The sequence below is a fragment of the Tardiphaga sp. vice154 genome (assembly GCF_007018645.1).
Lineage (GTDB): Bacteria > Pseudomonadota > Alphaproteobacteria > Rhizobiales > Xanthobacteraceae > Tardiphaga.
In genome coordinates this window covers 5166574-5190317 of sequence record NZ_CP041399.1, presented here as the reverse complement: position 1 = coordinate 5190317, position 23744 = coordinate 5166574, and the positions used below count along the sequence as shown (strand labels likewise).

Annotated in this window: 22 protein-coding genes; 9 read left to right on the top strand and 13 right to left on the bottom strand. The window is 62.9% G+C overall.

The window, feature by feature from the left end; all coding sequences use genetic code 11:
* Positions 1-261: 261 nt before the first annotated feature.
* From FIU28_RS24395 to rpmB, 5 genes are all read right to left on the bottom strand, one after another.
* Positions 262-576 carry a PepSY domain-containing protein gene (locus FIU28_RS24395; RefSeq protein WP_246660793.1) on the bottom strand — a complete coding sequence of 105 codons (315 nt, stop codon included), beginning with the start codon at positions 574-576 and terminating at the stop codon, positions 262-264.
* A 154-nt stretch (positions 577-730) separates the two neighbouring features.
* Positions 731-2647 (bottom strand): ATP-binding protein, encoded by a 1917-nt coding sequence (locus tag FIU28_RS24390; protein WP_143575673.1) that lies wholly within the window; start codon positions 2645-2647, stop codon positions 731-733.
* The gene (locus FIU28_RS24385) at positions 2634-3155 is read right to left on the bottom strand and encodes an ABC-three component system middle component 5 (RefSeq protein ID WP_368039454.1); all 522 of its coding nucleotides are present in this window, start codon (positions 3153-3155) and stop codon (positions 2634-2636) included. Before FIU28_RS24385 ends, FIU28_RS24390 begins: the two co-directional genes overlap by 14 nt.
* Positions 3152-3637 (bottom strand): ABC-three component system protein, encoded by a 486-nt coding sequence (locus FIU28_RS27470; protein ID WP_168209970.1) that lies wholly within the window; start codon positions 3635-3637, stop codon positions 3152-3154. Before FIU28_RS27470 ends, FIU28_RS24385 begins: the two co-directional genes overlap by 4 nt.
* A 493-nt stretch (positions 3638-4130) precedes the next feature.
* Positions 4131-4457 (bottom strand): 50S ribosomal protein L28, encoded by a 327-nt coding sequence (rpmB, locus tag FIU28_RS24370; RefSeq protein WP_143575671.1) that lies wholly within the window; start codon positions 4455-4457, stop codon positions 4131-4133.
* A gap of 397 nt (positions 4458-4854) precedes the next feature.
* On the opposite strand from rpmB, the gene FIU28_RS24365 reads away from it, so the two are divergent.
* On the top strand, positions 4855-5631 hold the full coding sequence (locus tag FIU28_RS24365) for a DUF3108 domain-containing protein (RefSeq protein ID WP_143576380.1): 777 nt from the start codon (positions 4855-4857) through the stop codon (positions 5629-5631).
* Between the two features lie 47 nt (positions 5632-5678).
* Here FIU28_RS24365 and FIU28_RS24360 read toward each other — a convergent pair whose 3' ends face one another.
* Complete coding sequence (locus FIU28_RS24360; RefSeq protein ID WP_143572486.1) at positions 5679-6617, bottom strand: IS110 family transposase; 939 nt, start codon at positions 6615-6617, stop codon at positions 5679-5681.
* 459 nt (positions 6618-7076) lie between these two features.
* Between FIU28_RS24360 and FIU28_RS24355 the strand changes: the two genes are divergently transcribed.
* The 4 genes from FIU28_RS24355 (at position 7077) to FIU28_RS24340 (ending at position 12772) form a co-directional block, all read left to right on the top strand.
* On the top strand, positions 7077-10604 hold the full coding sequence (locus tag FIU28_RS24355; RefSeq protein ID WP_143575670.1) for a helicase-related protein: 3528 nt from the start codon (positions 7077-7079) through the stop codon (positions 10602-10604).
* 155 nt (positions 10605-10759) lie between these two features.
* Positions 10760-11029 (top strand): RNA-binding S4 domain-containing protein, encoded by a 270-nt coding sequence (locus FIU28_RS24350; RefSeq protein WP_143575669.1) that lies wholly within the window; start codon positions 10760-10762, stop codon positions 11027-11029.
* 149 nt (positions 11030-11178) lie between these two features.
* Positions 11179-11517, top strand: coding sequence for a ferredoxin FdxA (gene fdxA / locus FIU28_RS24345; protein WP_143575668.1), 339 nt, complete (start codon positions 11179-11181; stop codon positions 11515-11517).
* A gap of 193 nt (positions 11518-11710) precedes the next feature.
* Entirely contained in the window at positions 11711-12772 is a 1062-nt protein-coding gene (locus FIU28_RS24340) for a CarD family transcriptional regulator (protein ID WP_441351315.1), read from the top strand.
* 170 nt (positions 12773-12942) lie between these two features.
* Here FIU28_RS24340 and FIU28_RS24335 read toward each other — a convergent pair whose 3' ends face one another.
* Together FIU28_RS24335 and FIU28_RS24330 are read right to left on the bottom strand one after the other, a co-directional pair.
* Positions 12943-14439, bottom strand: coding sequence for a M48 family metalloprotease (locus FIU28_RS24335; protein WP_143575667.1), 1497 nt, complete (start codon positions 14437-14439; stop codon positions 12943-12945).
* Between the two features lie 23 nt (positions 14440-14462).
* Positions 14463-15221, bottom strand: coding sequence for a thermonuclease family protein (locus tag FIU28_RS24330; RefSeq protein WP_210245661.1), 759 nt, complete (start codon positions 15219-15221; stop codon positions 14463-14465).
* Positions 15222-15464: 243 nt separating this feature from the next.
* Here FIU28_RS24330 and FIU28_RS24325 point away from each other — a divergent pair, with 243 nt between their 5' ends.
* From FIU28_RS24325 to FIU28_RS24315, 3 genes are all read left to right on the top strand, one after another.
* Positions 15465-16631 carry an ABC transporter substrate-binding protein gene (locus FIU28_RS24325; RefSeq protein ID WP_441351314.1) on the top strand — a complete coding sequence of 389 codons (1167 nt, stop codon included), beginning with the start codon at positions 15465-15467 and terminating at the stop codon, positions 16629-16631.
* A 167-nt stretch (positions 16632-16798) separates the two neighbouring features.
* A complete protein-coding gene (locus tag FIU28_RS24320; RefSeq protein WP_143575665.1) occupies positions 16799-17587 on the top strand; it encodes an enoyl-CoA hydratase in 789 nt (262 codons plus the stop codon).
* A 1-nt stretch (position 17588) separates the two neighbouring features.
* A complete protein-coding gene (locus FIU28_RS24315; RefSeq protein WP_143575664.1) occupies positions 17589-18350 on the top strand; it encodes a hypothetical protein in 762 nt (253 codons plus the stop codon).
* 123 nt (positions 18351-18473) lie between these two features.
* Here the strand turns inward: FIU28_RS24315 and FIU28_RS24310 are convergent, their stop codons facing one another.
* From FIU28_RS24310 to FIU28_RS24300, 3 genes are all read right to left on the bottom strand, one after another.
* Positions 18474-19280, bottom strand: coding sequence for an enoyl-CoA hydratase/isomerase family protein (locus tag FIU28_RS24310; protein WP_143575663.1), 807 nt, complete (start codon positions 19278-19280; stop codon positions 18474-18476).
* Between the two features lie 143 nt (positions 19281-19423).
* Complete coding sequence (locus FIU28_RS24305) at positions 19424-20584, bottom strand: acyl-CoA dehydrogenase family protein (protein WP_143575662.1); 1161 nt, start codon at positions 20582-20584, stop codon at positions 19424-19426.
* Between the two features lie 37 nt (positions 20585-20621).
* Entirely contained in the window at positions 20622-21689 is a 1068-nt protein-coding gene (locus FIU28_RS24300; RefSeq protein WP_143575661.1) for an acyl-CoA dehydrogenase family protein, read from the bottom strand.
* A 248-nt stretch (positions 21690-21937) separates the two neighbouring features.
* Between FIU28_RS24300 and FIU28_RS24295 the strand changes: the two genes are divergently transcribed.
* Positions 21938-22720 carry an SDR family NAD(P)-dependent oxidoreductase gene (locus FIU28_RS24295; protein ID WP_143575660.1) on the top strand — a complete coding sequence of 261 codons (783 nt, stop codon included), beginning with the start codon at positions 21938-21940 and terminating at the stop codon, positions 22718-22720.
* 57 nt (positions 22721-22777) lie between these two features.
* On the opposite strand, the gene FIU28_RS24290 is transcribed toward FIU28_RS24295, so the two are convergent.
* Together FIU28_RS24290 and FIU28_RS24285 are read right to left on the bottom strand one after the other, a co-directional pair.
* Positions 22778-23047: a GlsB/YeaQ/YmgE family stress response membrane protein gene (locus tag FIU28_RS24290; protein WP_143575659.1), complete on the bottom strand. Its 270-nt coding sequence runs from the start codon at positions 23045-23047 to the stop codon at positions 22778-22780.
* Positions 23048-23077: 30 nt separating this feature from the next.
* A complete protein-coding gene (locus FIU28_RS24285) occupies positions 23078-23713 on the bottom strand; it encodes a YidB family protein (protein WP_143575658.1) in 636 nt (211 codons plus the stop codon).
* Between the last annotated feature and the right edge of the window lie 31 nt (positions 23714-23744).

Below are 23744 nucleotides of genomic sequence, written 5' to 3'. Positions count from 1 at the left end.
GTGAATGCACGGTTAACGACAGCGGCGCATTTCACCGGATCTGTGCCGCCGCGCGCCGGGGACCATGCGGTCCGTAACTGCTTTTGGCGACGTCAAGTTGTGCCGCAGGACATGGCGATGACAGCGCGCCGGCGTGGGCCGGTTGCCGCGCGAGCACGAAGGTTTGGCCGCTGCGGCTGATCGCAGCCACCACGACAACGGCGGCGGGCTGTCGCCCGCCGCCGTTGTCGTGGTCATGCGATCGGTTCGCGTCGTGTTCCGTTACAGCATCGAGCGATCGACGTCGCGGATTTCGCCGGTACGGGCGTCGACATCGACCTCGATATATTTGCCGTTGATATCGCGGCCCTCGATCTCCCACTGATCGCCGTCGAAATTAGTATTCGACACCGTCACCACGCCGATCTCCTGGGCCACCACCAGCGCCTGCTGCAGCGTGAACGGCCCCTGCGCGACCGGCACCTCGCGGACGTAGCGCTCACCGACATAGACGTCCGCCGCCAGCACCGGCGTCGCCGCCGAGATCGTCACCGCCGCCAGCATGGGCAGCATCGCCTTGCGCAGGATGTTATTCATCGGAAACTCCTCGATTGATCTTGCGCTTCGCAGCGCACCAAAAGAAGAACCGCGCGGGCGGCGGCGTGTTCCCGAACGAAATGGGGCGATGTTGTGGTGTGCCATACCGAAATGCTCGCCGCAAATGGCTTTCCGTTTTAAGCGGAGTTATTTGCTAGACCATTTTGATGCCGACCGTTTTATCGTCGCTCGTCGAAAACGCGCCGACAGTATAACTATCATCTTCTAACTCAGGCTCAATCATTGCTGTTGCATAAATAATCTGATGTTCGACCTTGCTCTCTCGGGATATACGAAGCATCTGAAGTTGAAAATTCTGACTTCGTATGGCCTCGACCCCCATGTTTTCGTGAGAGTCGATCATACAAAAGCGTGGGTGTCGAAAAAAAGGATTCTTTGTTGCCGCTGCAAAGAAACCCAGAAAGAAGCTGCTCCTTAGGATTGCTCGCGAACTAGCGGAAAAGTAATTTTCGTCGTCCACCGTGATTTTATTGTCCGAGAATGTAAAGCTGACACTTTGAGGGTCTTCGAAGATATCTTGGCGGCGGAGATCGAGAATCAAGAGCTTCTTAATTTCAGTGCTTATGCTTGTGTATGCAGCCGCCATTCGGGCTTCTTGTTGAGCGCGCAGACCTTCATTGTCAGACTTCAGCTTGTATATTTCACTTTGAAGCGCATTCTTACGATCGGACAATGCGCGAATTGTCTCGGCCAGTTGCGCCTTCTGCTCAATATCTTCAGCTTGCCGCTGCAGATATCCCGATCTGCGATGAAGCTCTCGCAGTCGCTCTCGCTCAGTGCTTGAGGGAAGCGATTGTATGCTAGCGAGCCGCCGAGAGGCTTCTTTCCAGGAAGACTCCATCGCTCGAATTTGAGATTCTAAAATAGTATATTTTTCTTCCCGACGTGCCTGTAACATTTCTGATTGTCGAATTTGAAGCCCGGTTGTCAATATAAGTCCCGCAATGCGTCCCTTTGTCTGCTCTGAATCAAATGGCGTCTTGCAGAGATGGCAAGCATGAGGAGTTTCTAGATCCAAGACGGCATAACACGATGGGCAAGACTCAAATCGAACCGCTCCAATATGTTGTGCGACCGTCGAAGAGTCTTGTAGCGCCTCTAATTTGTTGTTCAGCGCTCTTAAAAAGCCAGCAGAGTCGGCTATGGCGAGGGCTAATGCGTCTCGATCATGTTTAGCCTTGAGCAAACTAGCTTGAATTCTTTGAACTTCTTTGTAGGATTTTTCTTGCTGGACAAGCGTAAGCTTATCCTTCTTTTCTAACGTATAAAAAGCCCTCTCGGCGATTTGGATGGCGTTGCCAATTTCAACGCGTTCTCGTTCGAGGACGCTTCGCTGAGCGTCGATCCAATCATAAGTAAATCCTTGATCTGCTTTTCCCAGCACCGAAAACAGGCTTCTCAATTGTCCGTTTACGGTATCAAATTCCTTGTCGAGTTCCCGCACCCTTTGTTCGTTGTCATAAACGGTGGAGTCGTAGGCCCCGCAGAGCAGGCGGCCGACTGTATCTCGTAAATCGGCTCTATCGAATGGCATTACCCGAAAAATCTGTTCGACCGGGCTGAGTTGGTCCGCGTAGAGCAGACGCAGGATCTGATTCATTGTTATGTGGCCTGAAAGATCGCTTGATACTTCCGGAACGCCCATTAGCTTAAACAACGCTTGAGAAAAGCTCTCGCGGCTTGCGCCGCCTTTATAGGGAAAGCGCAACCATTCACTGCGAGGCGCGCTCTTGGCGTCGTCGTAAGCTCCACCAAAGATATCCATTGGTTGCAAACCGCTAGTTTCAGATATCTCTCGGCTAAGCGTCGCGCTAAGTCCGTTTAGGCTGACCTCCACAATTACCCTTGAGCACAGGCGAGCTACGGCACTCCAATCAGAGAGGTCGCCACCTAATCCATAGAAGATGAAGTTTAGAACTGTGGACTTTCCAGAGGAGTTCTCTCCGCGAACAACGTTGACACCTGCATGAAAACGCTCGTCGTAAACTACCGCCTCGCGTCGCTCTACGACCAACCGCTTCACTATCAGCGTAGGTTCAAATCGCGTCATATCGAGAATCCATCAATTGACTGCGGGCTTTCAGCCCGTTCTCGCCTGAAACATCGTAGCCTGTTGCGAGGATCCTTAAAAAATCGACTAGGTCAGATTGCTCGTAATTGATGCGCGATATTCTGTCGGCGAGTTCAATTGGAATCTCGTTCTGAGTTGGTTTAAAAATTCCTGCTTTAAAACTACCTTCATCGATGTATCCTCTTAGCGCTAGCGTTTCTAAGGCGGCAATTTGCATGGGCTTCATTCTCTCAAAGAGCAGTTGAGAGTCGGGCTGTTCGCCGTAGGGGGCTAGGTGTGCATATTTTTCTGCAAGTGGTTTGTAATGCTGATGCGAGGGTGCAAGTCGCAATGATCGTATTCTGAAAGGGAACAGAAGGAAAAAATCAAGTATGCGAACATGTTCTACGTGTAGCGGGGGAGACTCCGATAAGATGGAGCGTAGGCGTAGGATGCGAAAAGCTGCGTGTAGCGGGTCAAGCGCTGGTTGGAAGACTAGTTGGTTCACCTGTGCCACCGTACGAAACACTGTTCGGCCAACCAATAGACCATCCCTAATGCTGTATTGTGATCGATTTCAAATACGCTTGCGCCGCACTCACTCACGGTCGGCTCGACAATAAGTTCATTGACCATTTTATTGACGCCAGCTTCGTCGAGTGATGCGATTTGAGGTAGAATGAGATCATTAAAATGGCGCTCGGCTCTTGCGAGCAGATAGACAAAGATCTGCTGAGCGGAAGCATACAAGGACCATTGCTCAAGGAGTTTCGCGAACATTTCTTTCATCTCTATCGCGTCGGCGTATGCCGTCTCTCTTCCAACGTGTATAAGTTTGGCTTCAAGGCCATTAATTCCGTCGTGAGCTTTGTTGGAGTAATAGCGCTGCAATTTATGGATCGTATTCTGAGTTTTCTGATCGCCCTGCAGTTCCGCGTCCAGCTTTTCAAGCAGTTGCTCGACTATGCCAGCCGCTCGCGGGGGGGGCATTGTTGATGATCGTCGAGTTTATGTCGCGACCTGCTATATGTCCCTTCGCGCTCGCGTTGGATTGAATGACGCTCACCGAAGTCGTTTCGCCCGTCATGAGCGCTCTACCGCTTAAGAATTGTAGACTTATCTCGTCCTACGAGATCCCCACCAGCGTGCGCTCCGGTTTGGTCCGTAATGGAACTCGATCCATCTGCCTGATTTTTTCGGGAGACTTTGAGTGTGACTAGAGATCCACCAACCGCGCCAGCGCATATGCCGCCGACGAAACTGCCGATCTGGCTAAGGTGATTCACGATAAAATCGAGCACGTATCCTCCCGTCTAAATCACTCAAGCCTTTGTCAACTACAAGGGCGCAATCTCTGATAGCTTCTCGCTAAGGTATATTGCAATTGTCTTGACGGATCTGAACGCAAAAACGGCCGGATCTTGCGATCCGGCCGTTTTCAAATTCTGCAGTTCGAAGCCGCTATACGCTGCCGGCGCAAACCTTACGCAGCCGGCGCTTCCGCGACGCTGACTGGGGCGGCCTCAGTGGCCGGGGTCTTTTTCTCGATGGCGCGCTTGAGCAGCACGGCCTTCTGGGAGAGTTCGCTCTCCTTGGCCTTGATCAGATAGGCGTCGAAGCCGCCGCGGTGATCGACCGACTTCACGGCGTTGGTGCAGACGCGCATCCGCACGCCACGGCCGAGCGCGTCCGACAGGAACGTCACATTGACCAGGTTCGGCAGGAACCGGCGCTTGGTCTTGTGGTTCGAGTGGCTCACCTTGTGGCCGACCTGGGGGCCCTTGAGTGTCAGTTCGCAGCGGCGGGACATGGCGAAATCCTTGTTCATCCCCGCGCCAGCCTTTGCCAGGCAGGGGTTGTAAATCTAAGTCCATTTTCAGGAACCGCGGACCTATAGGGCGGCTGGGCCGCAGCGTCAAGATATCCGGGCGCAATTAGCCTGGGATCGGCTGTTTTACCGCAGCGGCCACGGCGCGCCTCGCGCCGTTTCCGGTGGCAGTTCAATCATATAATCGACGTATTCAAGCCGGAATTATCGCGACATCCGCGGCCTTGCTTGGGCAGTATAGCGGTGGATCGCGCGCGCGGTCCATCGCCGCCAGGGCGCCGCTCGAGGAATTGCCGACGTGAACCTTGTCGAAAAGCCGCTTTTCGCCCGCCTCGTGCTGCTGACGGCGGGCCTTGCTCTGACGAGCTTGCTGGGTGCTATGGCGCCCGCCGCGGCCCAGGGGCGGCTCGACGCGAAATATGAAGCCAGCCTGGCCGGCATTCCGGTCGGCCGCGGCGGCTGGACCATCGAGATATCAGACGATTCCTACAGCGCGGCCGCGCAGGGCGGCACGTCCGGCCTGTTGAAGGCCTTCGCCGGCGGCTCCGGCACCGGTTCCTCGGCCGGCCGTGTCGTGGTCGGCTCGCTGCTGCCCTCGACCTATAATGCCACCACGCTGTCGTCGAAGAAGTCGGAAGCCATCAAGATGGTGCTGGCGTCCGGCTATGTGAAGGAGTTTTCGATCGAGCCGGAGCCGCCGGCCGATCCCGACCGGCTGCCGATCACCGACGCGCATCGCCGCAATGTGCTCGACCCGATGACCGGCTCGCTGCTGCGGGTGCCCGGCAGCGGCGATGTGCTGGCGGCGGATTCCTGCCGCACCGGCACGGCGATCTTCGACGGACGGATGCGCTACGACCTCAAGCTCGATTACAAGCGGATGGAGAACGTCAAGGCCGAGAAGGGCTATCACGGCCAGGCCGTGGTCTGCGCTTTGTATTTCACGCCAGTGTCCGGCTACATCCCGGACCGCGCCGCGATCAAATATCTCGCCGCCCAGCGCAATATCGAAGTCTGGTTCGTGCCGATCGCCGGCACAAGGGTGCTGGTGCCGTTCAAGGTCACGGTGCCGACGCCGCTCGGCACCGCCGCGCTGGAGGCGACCGAATTCGTCACCACCGCCGCGCCGCCCAAAACCGCCGCCAAGACGAATTGAGGTCGCCTGCACCCTCCCCCTCAAGAGGGGAGCGACTGTCTTTCGGGTCAAGCGTTTTTGGGCTGCCATGGCGTTTTGTCCCGGAGGATGGCGTTGAGGATGGTGAGTAGCTTGCGGGCGACCGCAATGATCGCCACCAGCTTGGGCTTGCCGGCGGCAACGAGTTTGTCTCGAAACAGTTTGAGCGTCGGATTGAAGCGAGCGGCGACCATGGCGCCCATGAACAGCACGCCGCGCACGCTGGCTCTGCCGCCGCCGATGAAGCTCTTGCCGCGCCATTGGCCGGATTGCCGGGTCCATGGCGCCAGACCCGCAAGCGCGGCGATCTGACGGCGATCAAGCGTGCCCAGTTCCGGCAATTCGGCGATTAGGCTGCGGGCAATCGTCGGCCCGATGCCCGGGACCGAGGCCAGCAGATCTTCCTTCTCGGCCCAGGCCGGCGTGCCCTGGACGTGATCGCGGATATCGTCGTCCAGTTCAGCCAGCTCTTTCTCCAGCGCCTTGCGCAGCCGGGCGATGCTCTTCTTCAACCGCGGATTACTGACGCGACGGGCACGCTGGCTTTCCGCCGCGATCATCTCGACGATCTGGCGCCGGCGCGCGACCAGATCGGCAAGCAGGCGCGTCATCTCGTCGGGCAGCTGACGCAGCTGCGGTTTGGTCGCCTCGGCAAAATGCGCGATCACCATGGCATCGATCGGATCGGTCTTGGCGCGCTTGCCAACCGCGTTGGCAAAGAAGCGCACCTGCGCCGGATTGACGATCACCACCGGCAGGCTTGCTCCGCCGAGGCCCGCTGCGACAACCGTCTCGAAGCCGCCGGTCGCCTCGATGGCTACCAGCCGTGGCGAGATCGCCTTCAGTCGTCCGATCAGTTCGTCGATCCCCGCGCCATCTCGGGCGACCGCAAAACTCTGGCCCGTTGGGCGTACCGCTACGTCCAGCCGGTCCTTCGAAACATCGATGCCAACGTAAATCGCGTCCATCTGATCCCATCCTTGCGCAAGCGGGCTCGCAAAGCGGCCCAAGCGACTGTTCGGGTTCGATGGAACGGCAGGCGAAGACCCACGCTCCCCAACGGGCTTGGTGTCCCTCAGGTGATGCGGTCTTTCGCCTGCCACCGCTCCGCCAAGCTTAGCAGAAACGGCATTCGGCAAATTACAAGGGTGAAGAAGAGTCCGCTTGACTCAAATCCGCTTCGGAGTCCTCGCGGCGTTAACGAATGCCGCGCCGATGCGGCCCTTGTGACGCCTCCGCAAACTTGATCTAGTGAGCGCAAGCAGGGCGCTGCGCGAGATGTTGGGGTGGTGCGGCCGGGATGGTGCCGAGTCACCGATTCGGGCCGCTTTCGTTCCGGCCCCGTTCCAAAGCTTGCCGCGTGCCTCCGAAAGCGTCGCAAACTGATACACACTTGAAAAGTCGGCGACGCAGAAATACCTGAAAATATGGCCTTTTCTTCCCTCCCGCCGATGTCGAACGGCAGGGCTCCCGGTAGCGGCGTCACCGCCGTGCTCGGGCCCACCAATACCGGCAAGACCCATCTGGCGATCGAGCGGATGCTGGCGCATTCGTCGGGGATCATCGGCCTGCCGCTGCGCCTTTTGGCGCGCGAGGTCTATAACAAGATCGTCGATCGCGCCGGCCCCGAGGCGGTGGCGCTGATCACCGGCGAGGAAAAGATCAAGCCGGCCCGGCCGCGCTACTGGGTTTCCACCGTGGAAGCGATGCCGCGCGACATCGACGTGGCGTTTCTAGCCGTCGACGAGATCCAGATCGCCGCCGATCTGGAGCGCGGCCATGTTTTCACCGATCGCATCCTGCATCGCCGCGGCCGCGACGAGACGCTGCTGTTGGGCGCCGCCACGATGCGCCCGATCATCGAGCGGCTGCTGCCCGGCGCCAGCATCGTCACCCGGCCGCGGCTGTCGCATCTGGAATTCGCCGGCGACCGCAAGATTACAAGGCAGCCCAGGCGCACCGCGATCGTCGCGTTCTCGGCGGATGAGGTCTACGCCATCGCCGAGCTGATCAAGCGCCAGCACGGCGGCGCGGCCGTGGTGCTGGGCTCACTCAGCCCGCGCACGCGAAATGCCCAGGTTGCGATGTTTCAGTCCGGCGACGTCGATTATCTGGTCGCCACCGATGCGGTCGGCATGGGGCTCAATCTCGACGTCGATCACGTCGCCTTCGCCTCCGACCGCAAATATGACGGCTACCAGTTTCGCCGGCTCAACCCGGCCGAGTTCTCGCAGATCGCCGGCCGCGCCGGCCGCGCCACCCGCGACGGCACCTTCGGCACCACCGGGCGCTGCCCGCCATTCGAGCCCGAACTGGTCAACGCGCTGCAGAACCACACCTTCGACAGCGTCAAAGTGCTGCAATGGCGCAATTCCAAGCTGGATTTCTCCTCGATCGCGGCCTTGCAGGTGTCGCTGGCAATGGTGCCGAATCATGAGGCGCTGACCCGCGCGCCGATCGCCGAAGATCTCCGCGTACTCGATCACTGCGCAAGGGATCCCGACGTCCGGGAGTGGGCGCAGGGCAAGGAAGCGGTCGAAAAGCTCTGGGAGGCCTGCCAGATCCCGGATTACCGGCGCATCGCGCCGGCCGCGCATGCCGAGCTGGTGGTGACGATCTACGGCTTTCTGATGCAGAAGGGGCGGATCCCGGATAATTGGTTCGGCGCGCAAATCGCGCAGGCCGATCGAACAGATGGTGATATCGACGCGTTATCGGGGCGAATCGCCCAGATCAGGACGTGGACCTTTGTGGCAAATCGTCCGGATTGGCTCGTCAATCCAGACCGTTGGCAGCAAATCTCTCGCGATTTGGAAAATAAACTGTCAGATGCACTGCATGAACGGCTCACCGAGCGTTTCGTTGACCGCCGTACCAGTGTATTGATGCGCCGCTTGCGGGAAAATACGATGTTGAATACTGAAATTGGTAAGACTGGCGAAGTGATCGTAGAGGGCCATGTGATTGGCCGTCTGGACGGTTTCACCTTTGCGCCGGATGCGGCCGAGGCCGGCTCGGACGCCAAGGCCTTGCAGGCCGCCGCCTTGAAGGCGCTGGCCGGTGAAATCGAGGCGCGCGCCGAGAAACTGTCGAAGGCCCCCGACGACCAGTTCGTGCTGGCCTCCGACGGCACGCTGCGCTGGACCGGCGACGCGGTGGCCCGGCTCAACGCCGCCGACGACGTGTTGCATCCCCGCCTACGCATCATTTCCGACGATCGACTGGCTGGCCCGGCACGCGAGGCCGTGCAAACCCGCCTCGATCTCTGGCTCAAGACACATATCGAAAAACTGCTCGGGCCGTTGTTCGACCTGACGAAGGCCGAAGACATCACCGGCATCGCGCGCGGCATCGCCTTCCAGCTCACCGAGGCGCTCGGCGTGCTGGAGCGGCAGAAGATCACCACCGAGATGAAGGATCTCGACCAGCCGTCGCGCGCCACTTTGCGCAAATACGGCGTGCGGTTCGGCGCCTATCACATCTATGTCCCGGCACTGTTGAAGCCCGCGGCGCGCTCACTGGCGCTGCTGCTGTGGGCGCAGAAGCAGGACAATGTCGACATGGCGGCGCTGTCCACCGCCCAGCATCTCGCCAGCTCCGGCCGCACCTCGTTTCCGGTCGACAAGCTGCTCGACCGCGACGCCTATCGCATCCTCGGCTATCGCCAGTGCGGCGAGCGCGCCGTGCGCGTCGATATTCTCGAACGCCTCGCTGACCTGATCCGCCCTGCGCTGTCGTGGCGCGAGGCCTCGCCCGGCGAGAAGCCGGCCGGCGCCTTCGATGGCCGCTCGTTCGTGGTGACGCAGGCGATGACCTCGCTGACCGGTTCGGCCGGCGAGGATTTTGCCTCGATTCTGCGCGCGCTGGGCTATCGCATGGAGAAGCGCCCGCCGCTGCCGCCAGCCGCACCGAAGCCGATGGCTGCGACGACGCCGGTGGAAGTGGTTGCCGCCGACGCCGCGGTTGAAGAGCCCGCGATCGCCGTGGCGACCCAGGATATCGCCGACATCAGCAGCGATGCGCCGTCCGAAGGCGATACCATTGCCGCAGATGCTGCCGCCGAAGAGCCCGCGGTCGCCGTCGAGACCCAGGATATCGCCGACATCAGCAATGATGCGCCTGCCGTGGCGGAGGTGATCGGTTCGCCGTCCGCCTCGCTGTTGCCGGGCGTCGATCTGGTGCCGGCCGAAACGCGCGACGAAGCGCCCGTCGAATTGCAGCCCGATCCGGTAGCAGCGGTCGAAGAACTTGCCGCTGAAGCTGCTGCTGTTGACGAGGCGGCCCCCGCTGAAGCCGCGGCGCCGGCCGCTGAAGCCGAGCTGATCGCCAATGCCGTCGGTGCCGAGGCGCCGACGGCGGACGCCTCTGCGACGGAAGTTTCCGCGGAAGCCGTCGCGCCCGTCGAGGCCGCCGCACCCGAAATGGTGGAAGTCTGGCGCCCCGGTGGCCGTTCGGAAGAACGCCGCCCGCCGCGTCACGACCGCAACCGCCATCAGCGCCAGGCCAATCCGTCGAACGCCGCTGCGCCCGCCGAAGGCGAAGCGCCGGCCGATGGCGCCAAGCGCGAGCGCAATGACCGTCCGCGCCGCGATCGCAGTGAATTCCGCCGCCCGCGTCCTGATGCGGGTGCGGCCAATGCCGGCGCGCCGGCCGAAGGCGCCCCGAATCGCGGCCCGCGCAACGACGACAACAAGGGCCGTCCGCCGCGCGAGCGGTTCGGCGACAAGAAGCCCGGTGGCGACAAGAGCTTTGGCGACCGCAACAAGGGCAAGTTCAAGGGCGGCGACCGCGACAAGGGCGGCCGTCCCGATCGCAACGATCGCAACTCCGGTGGCGCGACGCGGCCCTACGCCTCGAGCGCTCCGCCGCCGGAGCGTAACCGTCCGATCGATCCCAACTCGCCCTTCGCCAAGCTGGCCGCGCTCAAGGAACAATTGACCGGCCGCAAGGATTGAGACGACGAACTCCGACCTCTCCTCGTCATTGCGAGGAGCCCTTGCGACGAAGCAATCCAGTTCTTGCCGAGTTTACGGCTTTCTGGATTGCCGTGTCGCTTCGCTCCTCGCAATGACGGTGGAGAGGTTTGGATTTGTGCAGCGACAGGTGGTGATTGGAACGCCAGCGTCTCGATAAATGGCTGTGGCATGCGCGGGTGGTGAAAGCCCGCAGCAGTGCTGCTGCGCTGGTGGAAAGCGGCCATGTCCGCATCAACGGCAATCGCGAGAAATCGCCGGGGCACGGCGTCAAGATCGGCGACGTTCTGACCGTGGCGCTGGACCGCACCGTGCGGGTGATGAAGGTCGAAGCCTTTGCGGAACGGCGCGGTGACGCCACCGCCGCGCGGGTACTTTATGCCGACGTGCCGCTGCCGCCGGCGTAGACCCAGAAAGATTCTGTTCCCGATTCACTATTTGCAGCAGCTTCCTGCTAATCGCGTTTTGCAGACCCTGATACGCGCCGCGTCCCTTGCGGCGACCTTGTGGGTGCGCTACGCCACGGCTTGAAAAACTGATCGTTCCGGAGCCGTGGATGACCTACGTCGTCACTGAAGCCTGCATCAAGTGCAAGTATACCGACTGTGTTGAAGTTTGCCCCGTGGATTGCTTCTACGAGGGTGAGAACATGCTCGTCATCCATCCGGATGAATGCATCGACTGCGGCGTCTGCGAACCGGAATGCCCGGCCGATGCCATCAAGCCGGATACCGAAGCGGGCCTGGAGAAGTGGCTCGAGGTGAATACCGAATACGCCAAGCAGTGGCCCAATATTACCCAGAAGAAGGACGCGCCGGACGACGCCAAGGAATTCGACGGCGTCGATGGCAAGTTCGACAAGTTCTTCTCGCCGGCGCCCGGCAAAGGCGACTGAGCCTGACGCCGGCGCTCTGCGCTCGGCCAAGCTATTTACCCTGACCCGATTAAACCCTGCCGATTGCCTCCCCAAAGGCCTCGACGGGGCATAAATCATTGATTTTTGCGGGAAATGTGCTATTATAGGCACAATTCAATAGTCGGACCCCGTGGTGCCGCTTGAGTGGCCCTGTCGGGTTCCCCGTTTAATCATCCAACAGGGGCGCGACAGATTCCGCGCACGGGCTGTGTCACAGAAAACGCGTAAAAAGAGTGTTGTGAAGGCGGCGAAGGCTTCGCCGTCGAAAACTTCTTCGAAGCCCGCTTCGAAGAAGGCAGTTGCGGCCAGCCGCACTGCAAAGAAAGGCCGTGCCCAGGCATCTGTCAAGGATACCCGGAGCAGCGCGAAGGTCGCGGCGGCCAAATCCTCGAAAAATAAAAGAAGTGCAATGCCCAACAAGACTGCAAAACCAGCCGCCAAGGTTGCTCCCAAGGTGGAGACCAAGGCGGCCGCGAAGCCTGTTGCTGCTGCCAAGCCCGTCGCCGCCAAGGCGCCTGTCGCCAAAGCTGCTGAGAAGGTCGCGCCGAAGGAAGCCGTGAAGGTCGCCGCCAAGCCGGTCGCTTCTGCCAAGGCGCCCGTCGCTGCCGCAGCCAAGCCGGCCGTGGCCGAGCCGAAGAAGGCGCTGACCCAGCGCCAGGGCTTCAAGACCGGCGAGTTCGTGGTCTATCCGGCGCATGGCGTCGGCCAGATCCTCGCGATCGAGGAGCAGGAGATCGCCGGCGCGAAGCTTGAACTGTTCGTGATCAGCTTCATGAAGGACAAGATGACGCTGCGGGTGCCGACCGCCAAGGTCGCCAATGTCGGCATGCGCAAGCTGTCGGAGCCGGCGCTGGTCAAGCGCTCGCTGGAGACGCTGAAGGGCCGCGCCCGCATCAAGCGCACGATGTGGTCGCGCCGCGCCCAGGAATATGAGGCCAAGATCAATTCCGGCGACATCGTCGCGATTGCCGAAGTGGTCCGCGATCTGTTCCGCTCTGACTCGCAGCCCGAGCAGTCCTACAGTGAGCGCCAGCTCTATGAGGCCGCGCTGGACCGTCTGTCGCGCGAGATCGCGGTCGTGCAGCACGTCACCGAGACCGAAGCGGTCAAGGAGATCGAAGGTCAACTCGCCAAGAGCCCGCGCCGCGGCGCCAAGGCCGAAGCGGGCGCCGACGCCGGTGCGGATGATGCCGACGGTGACGATGATGTCGCCGCCGCGGACGAAGCCGCGTAAGCGTTACGCAGGTATGAGTTTGAAAAGCCCGGCCGCAAGGTCGGGCTTTTTGCTGGGTGGACTTGTAGCCCGGATGAAGTCAGCGGGCAGCGCGTAGCGCGGCGCGGTGACGCAATCCGGGAAAGGCGCATGTGGTTGGGCCGGTCCCGGATTGTCATCCGGGCTACGCCTCAATCCACCACGATCTTCACGCGCTCGCGCGCCTTGATGCTGGCGTTGTTGTCGAGCCCGTTGAGGACGCGAAAACGCTCCACCGGGCGGTCGACGCCGGTCATGCGGTGGGCCATCGACTCCACGGTGTCGCCCGGCTGCACCGTGACCACCTTGATGCGCAGCGGGCGCGCTGCCTGGATCTCGGCCAGCGTCAGGCGGCGGAACGAGTTGACGGTGTCTCGCGCGTTGCGCTCGCTCTCATTGCCCTTCTGCTTGGCGGCAAAGATGAAGCGGTAGACGTCGCTGCCGAAGCGCAGCGCGTAGACCTTGAACTGCCACTGGTCGCCCTGCGCATTCGCCGACGCGGCGGGAAAGCCGTTGATGGTCAGTTCTTCGGTCGAACTCCTGTCGACATTCTCCATCCAGCCGGAATTGAGATAGTCGGACAATGACTGCTCGGACGGCACCCGCACCACGTCGAAACGCATCGCCTGGTTGCCGCCCTCGCGCACGCCGATCACCGCCTGCGCGGTATTGTCGAGCGTGAAGGATTCCGGCGCCTGGAAGGTGAAGCCGAGTTTCGGATGCAGGAATCGGCGGCCGCGGACGAAGCCTTCGCTGGGATCCTCGCCATAGACGATGTTGTCGATCGCGGCGAGATAGGTCTCGCGGTCGCGCTCGCCGCCTTCCGGCGTCGAATATTGCCGCGCATTGGCCTGCGCATTTTGCACCCGCTCCGGCGTCGCCGGATGCGAGGACAGGAAGTCCTGCGCGCGCGGATCGAGCGGGGTGCGGCCGGCCTTCATCGCGGCGTTGCGCTCCATCGCGGTAAGGAATCGCGCTGCGCCGAACGGATCGAAATGCGCGCGCGCGGAAATGCCGACGCCGATGCCGTCGGCCTCGAATTCCTGCGCCCGCGAGAAGCTTGCCATTGTCAGCTTGGATTTTGCCAGAGCGAGCGCGCTCAAATCGGGGTCAGAGCCCATCTCGGTGACGACGCGCGTCACCACCGCGGCCTGGCGGGCCTGCTCCTCGCGGATCGAGGCGTGGCGGGCCAGCACATGCGCCATCTCGTGCGACAGCACCGAGGACAGTTCGGACGTGTCGGACGCCAGTGCGATCAGGCCGCGCGTGACATAGAGCTGGCCGGACGGCAGCGCGAAGGCGTTGACCGCGCCGGAATTCAGGATGGTGACCTTGTAGGCCAGATCGGGCCGCTCGGACGCCGCGACCAGCCGATCGACGGTCTTGCCGATCAGCGCCTCCAGCCGGGGGTCATCATAGGAGCCGCCATAGGAGGCGAGAATCCGCTCATGCTCCTTCTCGCCAGCCGGGGTCTGCACCACGGCCGGTTTCGCCGGCGGGGCGGCCGGCTTGCCCGGGCTGAACGGCTTCGACGCGGTCTCGAAGCGGCTGACGTCGCCGCAGGCGGACAAGGCAAACGACAGGCACAGCAAAACCGGCGCAGCCCAACGGCGGCGGCTCAGACTGGTTTGCCGTCCCTTACCCGTCACGTCGCTTCTTCCTGCCCTGTGGCCTATTTGTCCCCGACCACTTCGATCTGCCCGACCCGGACTACCTCGATCCGCGGCCCGCCCCGCCGCTCGATGAAGCCGCGAACCCGAATCCGCCGTCTTTCGAAGGACTTCGGCGAAATACCCGCGCCCTCCAGCGTGACCATCATGCGCCTTGAAATAGTCACGGCAAAGTCCTGTGTCCAGTTCCGGCCAAAATTGAGGTAGGTCATGCCGCCTGCGGTGCGAACCGACAGCACCCGGCCTTCGACCAGCCGGAAGCGCCCGACATCGGCCAGAATATCGCCCGGACTTTCCGCGCTTTTTATGACGCCCGCTTGACCCCAAAGGCCGACCCTCGCCCGGCGCGCCGCGGCCTCCGCCGCGGTGAGGTCCGCGGCGCAGTCCTTGTCCGAGACGGCGAGGGAGGCCAAGGCAGTGCCCTGCGCCAGCAACTCGCTCTGCACTGAAGGGGTGGCGCCGTCGAGAAATGCGAAGGCCGGCTGTCGGCCGTAACGGTCCGGCGCGTCGGTCTCGCCGTGCAGCGTGACGCTGCGACCGGCTATCAGCCCGGCCAGCGCCGCGGCGGCGTCGGTCGTATCCGCGGGCTCAATGCCCAATAGTCGAACTTCGCGACCATCCTGCAGCCGAAACGTTCTGACGTCGATCACCTCCGCGACGCGGCCTTCCCCCTGCGGGGCGAACCGGCAGCCGGTCGCGTGCGCCGGACCGGTGGCGGCGAGACCCAGTATCGCCGCCACCATGGCGCGACTCACTCTCATCTTCGCTGCACGCATCCGTGCCCCTGCCACGCGTCGTCAACTACGTCGCGATGATAGCAACATTTCATTCCGCTAGGCGGCACAATGCCGGCCTGATGCGCCCGATATCGCCGTGCTGCTTGCCGCTGCAAAGCGCTTGCGGCATGATCGCGAGAACAATCACGGACATCGCGCAGCAAACCGCGGGTCCACAGGGAGGATAACTTGACGAGACTTATTTCAGCACTGCTGGCTTCGACCTTTATGTTTTCCGCAAGCGCCGCGATGGCGCAGACCAAGCCGTTGAAGCTCGGCGCGATTCTCGACATGTCCGGGCTCTATGCCGACATCACCGGGCCGGGCTCGGAAACCGCAGCCAAGATGGCGGTGGAAGATTTCGGCGGCGAAGTGCTGGGCCGCAAGATCGAGATCGTCGCCGCCGATCATCTCAACAAGGCGGACCTCTCCGCCAACATCGCGCGCGACATGCTGGACAATCAGGGCGTCGAGGCGATCATCGATGTCGCGGCGTCGGCGACGGCGCTCGCCGCCAGCGAAATCGCGCGCGCTCGCAACAAGATCATCATATTCAACGGACCGGGCTCGATCCGGCTCAGCAACGAGGCCTGCGGGCCGTACACTGTGCACTACGTGTTCGATACCTACGCGCAGGCCAACGTCACCGGCCTCGCCACGGTGAAGCAGGGGCTCGACTCCTGGTACTTCCTCACCGCCGACTACGCCTTCGGCCAGGACCTCGAGCGCGACACCACGGCGGTGGTGCAGAAGGCCGGTGGCAAGGTAGTCGGCGGCGTCAAGCATCCGCTCAATACCTCGGACTTCTCCTCGTTCCTGCTGCAGGCGCAGAGCTCGAAGGCCAAGGTAGTGGGCCTCGCCAATGCCGGCGGCGACACCATCAACGCCATCAAGCAGGCCGCCGAATTCGGCCTCACCAAGAGCGGCGGCCAGAAGCTGTCGCCGCTGCTGGCCTTCATCTCCGACATCGACAGCGTCGGTCTGGAGACCGCGCAGGGCCTGATCCTGGCGGAGGCGTTCTACTGGGATCTCAACGACGGCACCCGAGAATTCACCAAGCGCTTCCAGGCGCGCACCAAGCGCGTGCCGACCTCGGCGCAGGCCGGTGTTTATTCGTCGGTCGGCCACTACCTGAAAGCCGTCAAGGCCGCCGGCACCACCGACGCCGCCGCGGTGATGAAGCTGATGAAGGAGACGCCGATCAACGATATGTTCGCCAAGAACGGCAAGATCCGCGAGGACGGCCGCATGGTGCACGACATGTATCTGTTCGAGGTCAAGAAGCCGTCGGAATCGAAGGGGCGCTGGGACGACTACAAGCTGCTCGCCACCGTCCCCGGCGACCAGGCCTTCCAGCCGTTAGAGGCCTCGCGCTGCCCGCTGGTGAAGAAGTAGGAGTAGAGATCGTCATTCCGGGATGTGCTTGCGTCGGCGAAGCCGACTAAAGCGCAGACCCGGAATCCCGAGATGTTCATCGTCCCATGCCGAGGTTCCGGGTTCGCTCGCAGCTCGCGCTGCTTGCGCCTCGGAACGACACCGACAGTAACCCACAGGACTTCCTTATGACCGACCTCGTACTGCAATCGCTCGACAACGGCCTGCTGACCATCACCATGAACCGGCCGGACCGGCGCAATGCGCTGAATGTCGAACTGACGCAGGGGCTGGTGGCGGCGGCGCGGCGGGCGGCGGAGGACCATGCGGTGCGCGCGGTGCTGCTGAAGGGCGCCGGCGGCACGTTCTGCGTCGGCGGCGACGTCAAGTCGATGGCCGCCGGCCACGCGCCGCTGCCGTTCGAGGCCAAGCGCGCCAATCTGCGCCGCGGCATGGAAGTGTCGCGACTCCTGCACCAGATGCCGAAGCCGGTGGTGGCGCAGCTCGACGGCGCCGCGGCGGGCGCCGGGCTGTCGATCGCATTGTCCTGCGACCTGCGCGTCGCCTCGGCCTCGGTGAAGATCACCACGGCCTTCGCCAAGGTCGGCTTCTCCGGCGACTACGGCGGCACCTACTTCCTGACGCAGATGCTCGGCAGCGCCAAGGCGCGCGAATTGTACCTGCTGTCGCCGGTGCTGACGGCGCAGGAGGCACTGGCGCTCGGCATGGTCAGCAAGGTGGTCGCTGACGCCGAGGTCGAGAAGGCCGCGCACGATCTGGCGATGTCGCTGGCGCAAGGGCCGTCGATCACGCTCGGCTACATCAAGAGCAACATCAACAATGCGGAGACGATGACGCTGGAGGCGTGTTTCGACGCCGAGGCGATCCATCACACCCGCTGCAGCGACACCGCCGACCACAAGGAGGCGGCCTCCGCCTTCGTCGAAAAACGCAAACCGGTATTTCAGGGGCACTGACATGGGCGAGATGCGGCTTCGGCAGGTCTGTCTGGTGGCGCCGCATCTCGAACCGGTGGTCGGCGATATCGCCGCGATCATGGGCCTGGAGGTCTGCTACCGCGATCCCGGGGTCGCGAAATACGGCCTGGAGAATGCGCTGCTGCCGGTCGACAGCACGCTGCTCGAGGTCGTCGCGCCGACGCAGGACGGCACCGCCGCCGGGCGCTTTCTCGATAAGAGCCGCGGCTTCGGCGGCTACATGGCGATCTTCTCCTGTGACGATCCGGACGAGCTCGGTCGCCACGCGCAGCAGATCGGCGTGCGGATTGCCAATGTGATCGAGCACGCGCCGTATCGCGGCGTCCAGCTGCATCCGCGCGACTGCCGCGCCGCCTTCATCGAGTTCAACCATACCGAAGGCAGCGACAATATTTTCGGCGTCTATCCGCCGGCGGGGCCGGATTGGCCGCGTTCGATCCGCACCGACACCACGCTGGCCTTGCTGGGCGTCGAATTGCAGAGCCCTGATCCAGAAGATCTCGCACGGCACTGGAGCAGGATCATCGGAGTCGATGTCAGCCGCGGCGAGCACGACGCGCCGCAGATCGTGCTGCCGAATGCGTATCTGCGTTTCATGCCGGGTGGCAATGAGGCGTTGACCGGGCTGACGTTCAAAGTGCGCGATGTGGCGCAGGTCATCGACGCCGCGCGCACCCGCGGCTGCCCGTGCGGCGGCGAGAACTTTCTGCTGAGTGGGGTGACGTTTCATATCGCTGGGTAGGAGCCGAGCGTAGCCCGGATGAAGCGAAGCGCAATCCGGGACCGGCCTATCGCTGCTGGCGCTTTTCCCGGATTTCGTCGCCGTACCGCCGGCGCGGCCCGGCGACTTCATCCGGGCTACGAACTACCTGCCCTTGAAATTGGCCACGCGTCGTTCTTCCGTCGCCTTGACGCCTTCCTTGAAGTCGTCGGTCGCGCGCAGCCGGGTCTGTTCGGCCAACTCGTGTTCGGTGGCTTTGGCGACGCGGTCGGCTAGGTCACCTTTCATCGTGGCGCGGGTCGACAGCAGGCCGAGCGGCGAGTTCTCGGCGATCTCTTCCGCCAGCTTGATCGCGGCGTCGCGCACCTCGGCCAGTGGGACCAGCACGTTGACGAGGCCCATCTTCAGCGCTTCCTCGCCGCCGACGCGGCGGCTGGTGTAGAACATCAGCTCGGCGTTGTTCTTGCCGACGATCTCCGGCAGCGCCACGGTCAAGCCGAAGCCGGGATGGAAGCCGAGTTTTGTGAAGTTCGCGGCAAAGCGCGCTTCCGGGCAGGCAACGCGGAAGTCCGCGGAGACCGCGAGGCCCAGACCGCCACCGATCGCAGCCCCCTGCACGGCGGCAACGATCGGCTTCTTCGCCCGAAAGATCCGCACGGCTTCCATATAGAGATGGCCGATCGAGCCGAGATTGTCGGCGGGGTCGCCGCTCTTGGCCGCCGCCTCGGTTTCCTTGCGGTTCGGATCGCTGAAATCCGCGCCGGCGCAGAACGCCTTGCCCTGCGCGCACAACACGGTGGCGCGGATCTCCGGATCGGCATCGATCTCGTCAAGCGCGTTGGCGATCTGCTGGATCAGCATGATGTCGAAGAAGTTGAACGGCGGCTTGCGGATCTCGATGATCGCGATGTGGCCGCGGGTCTCGACGGCGATGTCTTTATAGGTGGTCATGGGAGTCCTCGTTGTGAATTGTCATTCCGGGGCGCGGGCGGCGTCAGCCGGCCGCGAACCCGGAATCCCGATGTGTTTTCATTAGTTCGAGGTTCCGGGTTCGCTCGGGCGTCGCCCTAGCGCCCCGGAACGACAGTGGTGGGTCAGCGCAGCCCCAGCCCGCGCGCGATGATGCCGCGCAGGACTTCGGTGGTGCCGCCCTGGATGGTCAGCTTCGGCGCAGTGCGGATCGCGAAGGTCAGCATCTCGTCGAGCGTGGCGTGGTTGGTGTGGTCGGCATCGGCGAAGGCCGCGAGTTCGCGGACGCGGTGCGGCAATTGCTGCTCCCAGATCGTTCCGATGTCCTTGACGATCGAGGCTTCCACCACCGGCTCTTTGCCGGCCTGCAGCATGCCGGCCACCGACACCGACATCCGCCGCATGGTGTGCAACTGCGCCACCAGCCGGCCGATGCCTTCGGCGCTGCGCGTGTCGGGATGTGCGCCGATGGTACGAACCAGCTCGGTCAGCACATAATAGGTCTCGAGAAAGCGCTCCGGCCCGGAACGCTCGAAGGCGAGTTCGCTCGTCGCCTGTTTCCAGGCGCCGTCGAGCTCGCCGAGCATGTGGTCGTCCGGCACGAAATGGTCGGTGAACACCACTTCGTTGAATTCGGTCTGACCGGTAATCTGCCCGATCGGGTTGACCTTGATGCCCGGCTTCTTCATGTCGACGAGAAACTGCGTCAGGCCGTGGCGGCGATTTTCCTTGGTCGAGGGCGAGGTGCGGAAGATCGCGATCATGTAGTCGGCCATGTGGGCCGACGTCGTCCAGATCTTGCTGCCGTTGATCAGCCAGCCGCCGTCGGTCTTGGTGGCTTTTGTTTTCGCGGCGAACAGGTCGGAGCCGGAATTGGGCTCGCTCATGCCGATCGAGAAGCACACCTCGCCGCGGCAGATCCGCGGCAGGATATCCATCTTGATATGCTCGGGCGCGTATTTCAGCAGCACCGGGCCGCTCTGCCGGTCGGCGACGAAGAAGCGCCGCACCGGCGCGTTCGCCACGCGCATCTCCTCGGTCACGACGTAGCGTTCGAGATAGCTGCGCTCGTGCCCGCCATATTGCTTCGGCCAGGTCATGCCGAGCCAGCCGCGTTGGCCGACACGGCGCGAGAATTCCGGCGCGTCGGCGTCTTCGCGCAAGGGCTTGTGCGGGTCGAAGGTGCCGGCGGCGATTTCCTCGGCGAGGAAGGCGCGGACTTCGCGGCGCAGCACCTCGCATTCGTCGGGCAGGCGGATCGGATCGAAACGAAGGGCGGCAGTCATGACAATCTCGCTTGTTCAGAAGTCTGGTTGAGCGGGTTCACCGCGAGGCGACCAGCGGCCACAATTCGTCGGCGCCGCGCGCGGCGACCATGCGGCCGAGTTCGACCGCCCAGAAACTCTCGGATCCGAAATCGTCGCGCCAGGCCAGCGCGCGCAGCGTGAAGCGGTGCAGGATGTGCTCCTGCGTGAAGCCGATCGCGCCGAATACCTGATGCGCGATCGCCGCGCCTTTTTCGGCCGCCTCGCCGCAGCGGATCTTGGCGGCGGCCACTTCGAGAAGGATCGCATCGTCGAAGGCGGCGCCATCATGGGACAGCGCTTCGGCCGCGGAGGACGCCGCGGCCAGCGCGGCCGAGGTTTCGCCGGCGAGCCTTGCCAAATTGTGCTGCACCGCCTGGAATTTCGAGATCTTCTTCTCGAAGGCGACGCGCTCGCCGGCATAGGTCACGCTGATGTCGAGCATGCTCTCCATCGCGCCCGAGATCTGCAGGCTGCGCAGCAGCGCGCCCATCAGTTGCAGCGACCGGGCGTCGATACCGGCAGGGGCAGCCGCGATCGACAGCGGCCTGACGCGGTCGAAGGTGACGATATCCGACGGATCGTTCGCAAGATTGAGGCCCTGCTCGATGCGGCAGGCGCCGGCCTCGAGCAGCGCGATCGAGGCGCCACCAGTCCCACTGGCGATGACGGCGATATGCTGGACCTGCGACGCGAACGGCACGCTGCGGGCACGGCCGCTGATGGTGCCGTCGGCGTTCAGCGTCAGGCTGTCCTTCGGGTTGGTCGGTGCGACCGTCATCATCCCTTCGGGCGAGGCGATCTTCGCCTGCGACAGCCACCAGCCGGCCAGCATGGTTTCAGCGAGCGGCACGGAAAGGCCGGCGCGGCCGGCGGCGCCGATCACGGCAAAACCCTCGGCCATGCTGGCGCCGGAGCCGTCGCAGTCCTCCGGCACCCAGGACAGCGGCAACCCGGATTCGGCCAGCGCCTGCCACAGCGCGACCTTCCATTTGCCGTCGGTGCTCTTGTTGATGGTCTGCGCGCCGGCGAGATCGGCGAAAATTCGCTCTGCGGTCTCGACAACGATATTATCCGTCTCCGTCACCGCGTTCCTCACTGCAAGCGCACATCTCGTGCGGCGAAATGCCGGCACCGGTGCGACCCCTGTTGTTGCGATCATGATGCGGAAAAGCACCGGCCGTGACAAGCGTTGCTCCCCGCAGGGCGGCCTGCGGTGGGGACATGCGGTCGCCTTCGGTTATTCCGCGCAGCGGCAGCGACGGCAATTTGCATCATTGGTGCCGGCAACTATGCTGCGGCGGCAATCAAGATCAATACGATCAGGGGGAATGCATGTCGAAGGATGGTTTGTGCGTGGTGATTACGGGGTCGGCGTCAGGTCTGGGGGCCGCGACAGCCGCGATCCTGGCGAAGGACGGCGCGCGCCTGGTGATCAATTATTCGTCGAGCGAAAAGGAAGCGATGGCCACTGCCGAGCATTGCCGCAGCCTGGGCGCTGCGGAAGTCGTGGTGGTGCAGGGCGACGTCTCGAAGGATGAGGATTGCAAGAAGATCATCGCCGCCGCGGCGCCGTGGGGCCGCATCGATGCGCTGGTCAACAATGCCGGCGTCACCAAGCACGTACCGCATGACGACCTGGATGGGCTTTCTGCTGCGGACTTCCAGTGGATCTTTGGCGTCAACACGATCGGTCCGTATCAGATGGTGCGCGCGGCGCGGTCGCTGCTCCAGGCCGGCGCTACGGCGTCGTGCCGGGCGTCCGCGGTCGTCAACGTCTCGTCGATCGCCGGCCTCGCCGGCAGCGGTTCGTCGGTGGCCTATGCCGCCAGCAAGGGCGCGCTGAATACCATGACGCTGTCACTGGCGCGCGCGCTGGCGCCGTCGATCCGCGTCAATACGGTATGTCCCGGCTATATCGATACGCCGTGGTTCACCAAGGGGCGTGGTGCCGATGCCGCCGCCAAGGTGCGCGATGCGGTGATCGCCAAAACGCCACTGAAGCTGGCGTCCACGGCCGAGGACATCGCCAGCCTAATCTGCTTCCTTGCCACCTCGCCGTCGAGCAACATGACGGGCGAAGTGGTGCGGATGGATGCGGGCATGCATCTGTCGTGAACCCGCAGACGTAAAAAAGCCCCGGAGGCATAACCTCCGGGGCTTTGTATGCGCGGATCAGCGCTGGCCGGGATCCGAAATCATCCGGCTGGCGACCAGCCTGTTCCAGATGAACAACACCACCAGCGCGCCGAGCGTGGCGGTGATGAAGCCGGCGCCCTGGTTGGGGCCGTAGTGACCGATCTGCTGGCCGATGAAGGTCGCGAGAAACGCGCCGGCGATGCCGAGCACGGTGGTCAGGATGAATCCGCTGGGGTTGTTCGGGCCCGGCGAAAGCATTCGGGCGATGATGCCGGCGACGAAGCCGATCAAGAGTATCCAGAGCATTGCAATATCCTTTGCGTAAATGAAGTGGGATTAAACCCAGCGCGAGGCGGCTTCATCCTCCGTCGGCACACGGCCGTTTGGCGTGAAATCATCGACGGCGTCTGGCAATTCCTGGCTGAGGTCCTGCAGCAGTTGCTCGCGCGACAGGCCGGTGCGCGAGGTCAGCTGGTCGATCTGATCTGCACCGAGGGCTTCGGCGAGATCGTTCGGCGCAATTTGTTTGTTGGGGCCGGGGCTGACCCAGGAGTCCGCCACTTCCCCGTGGCCGTTCTGCTGGAATTGCTTGAGCAGATCGCCGAGGCCGCCCGACAACACCGAGCCGGCCGCGCCGCCGGCCAGCAGCCCGCCGAGCAGGCCACCGAGACCGCCGCCCTGCGCGCCGCCGGCCTGTCCCGGATGATTGCTCTGACCGCCGAAGATGCTGCCAAGCATGCCGCCGAGGCCGCCGCTATCAGCCTGCATGGTGTTGGGGGCCGGCATCGGCGTCGGCGAAGGCGCCTGCTGGACCTTGCCCGGGTGAGTCCCGTTGAAATGCTTGTAGCCTTTGTAGGCCAGCAGCGCGAGGATCGCCATCGTCATCGGCGACATGCCGCCGCTCTTGTCGTTGGGATCGCTGGGGCCGCGCGGGCCGTTCTGCATGCCGTTGAGAATATCGAGCAAACCCATCGCAATCTCCTGTGGTGCCAGCCCGGAAACG

Bases quoted from the DNA above. Each gene is read 5' to 3' on its own strand.
- FIU28_RS24285 (WP_143575658.1), bottom strand. From the start codon at position 23,713: ATGGGTTTGCTCGATATTCTCAACGGCATGCAGAACGGCCCGCGCGGC.
- FIU28_RS24325 (WP_441351314.1), top strand. From the start codon at position 15,465: ATGTTTTCCGCAAGCGCCGCGATGGCGCAGACCAAGCCGTTGAAGCTC.
- FIU28_RS24315 (WP_143575664.1), top strand. From the start codon at position 17,589: ATGGGCGAGATGCGGCTTCGGCAGGTCTGTCTGGTGGCGCCGCATCTC.
- FIU28_RS24295 (WP_143575660.1), top strand. From the start codon at position 21,938: ATGTCGAAGGATGGTTTGTGCGTGGTGATTACGGGGTCGGCGTCAGGT.
- FIU28_RS24390 (WP_143575673.1), bottom strand. From the start codon at position 2,647: ATGACGCGATTTGAACCTACGCTGATAGTGAAGCGGTTGGTCGTAGAG.
- FIU28_RS27470 (WP_168209970.1), bottom strand. From the start codon at position 3,637: ATGCCCCCCCCGCGAGCGGCTGGCATAGTCGAGCAACTGCTTGAAAAG.
- FIU28_RS24365 (WP_143576380.1), top strand. From the start codon at position 4,855: ATGGCGCCCGCCGCGGCCCAGGGGCGGCTCGACGCGAAATATGAAGCC.
- FIU28_RS24395 (WP_246660793.1), bottom strand. From the start codon at position 576: ATGAATAACATCCTGCGCAAGGCGATGCTGCCCATGCTGGCGGCGGTG.
- FIU28_RS24330 (WP_210245661.1), bottom strand. From the start codon at position 15,221: ATGAGAGTGAGTCGCGCCATGGTGGCGGCGATACTGGGTCTCGCCGCC.
- FIU28_RS24310 (WP_143575663.1), bottom strand. From the start codon at position 19,280: ATGACCACCTATAAAGACATCGCCGTCGAGACCCGCGGCCACATCGCG.
- FIU28_RS24355 (WP_143575670.1), top strand. From the start codon at position 7,077: ATGGCCTTTTCTTCCCTCCCGCCGATGTCGAACGGCAGGGCTCCCGGT.
- FIU28_RS24305 (WP_143575662.1), bottom strand. From the start codon at position 20,584: ATGACTGCCGCCCTTCGTTTCGATCCGATCCGCCTGCCCGACGAATGC.
- rpmB (WP_143575671.1), bottom strand. From the start codon at position 4,457: ATGTCCCGCCGCTGCGAACTGACACTCAAGGGCCCCCAGGTCGGCCAC.
- FIU28_RS24290 (WP_143575659.1), bottom strand. From the start codon at position 23,047: ATGCTCTGGATACTCTTGATCGGCTTCGTCGCCGGCATCATCGCCCGA.
- FIU28_RS24360 (WP_143572486.1), bottom strand. From the start codon at position 6,617: ATGGACGCGATTTACGTTGGCATCGATGTTTCGAAGGACCGGCTGGAC.
- FIU28_RS24320 (WP_143575665.1), top strand. From the start codon at position 16,799: ATGACCGACCTCGTACTGCAATCGCTCGACAACGGCCTGCTGACCATC.
- fdxA (WP_143575668.1), top strand. From the start codon at position 11,179: ATGACCTACGTCGTCACTGAAGCCTGCATCAAGTGCAAGTATACCGAC.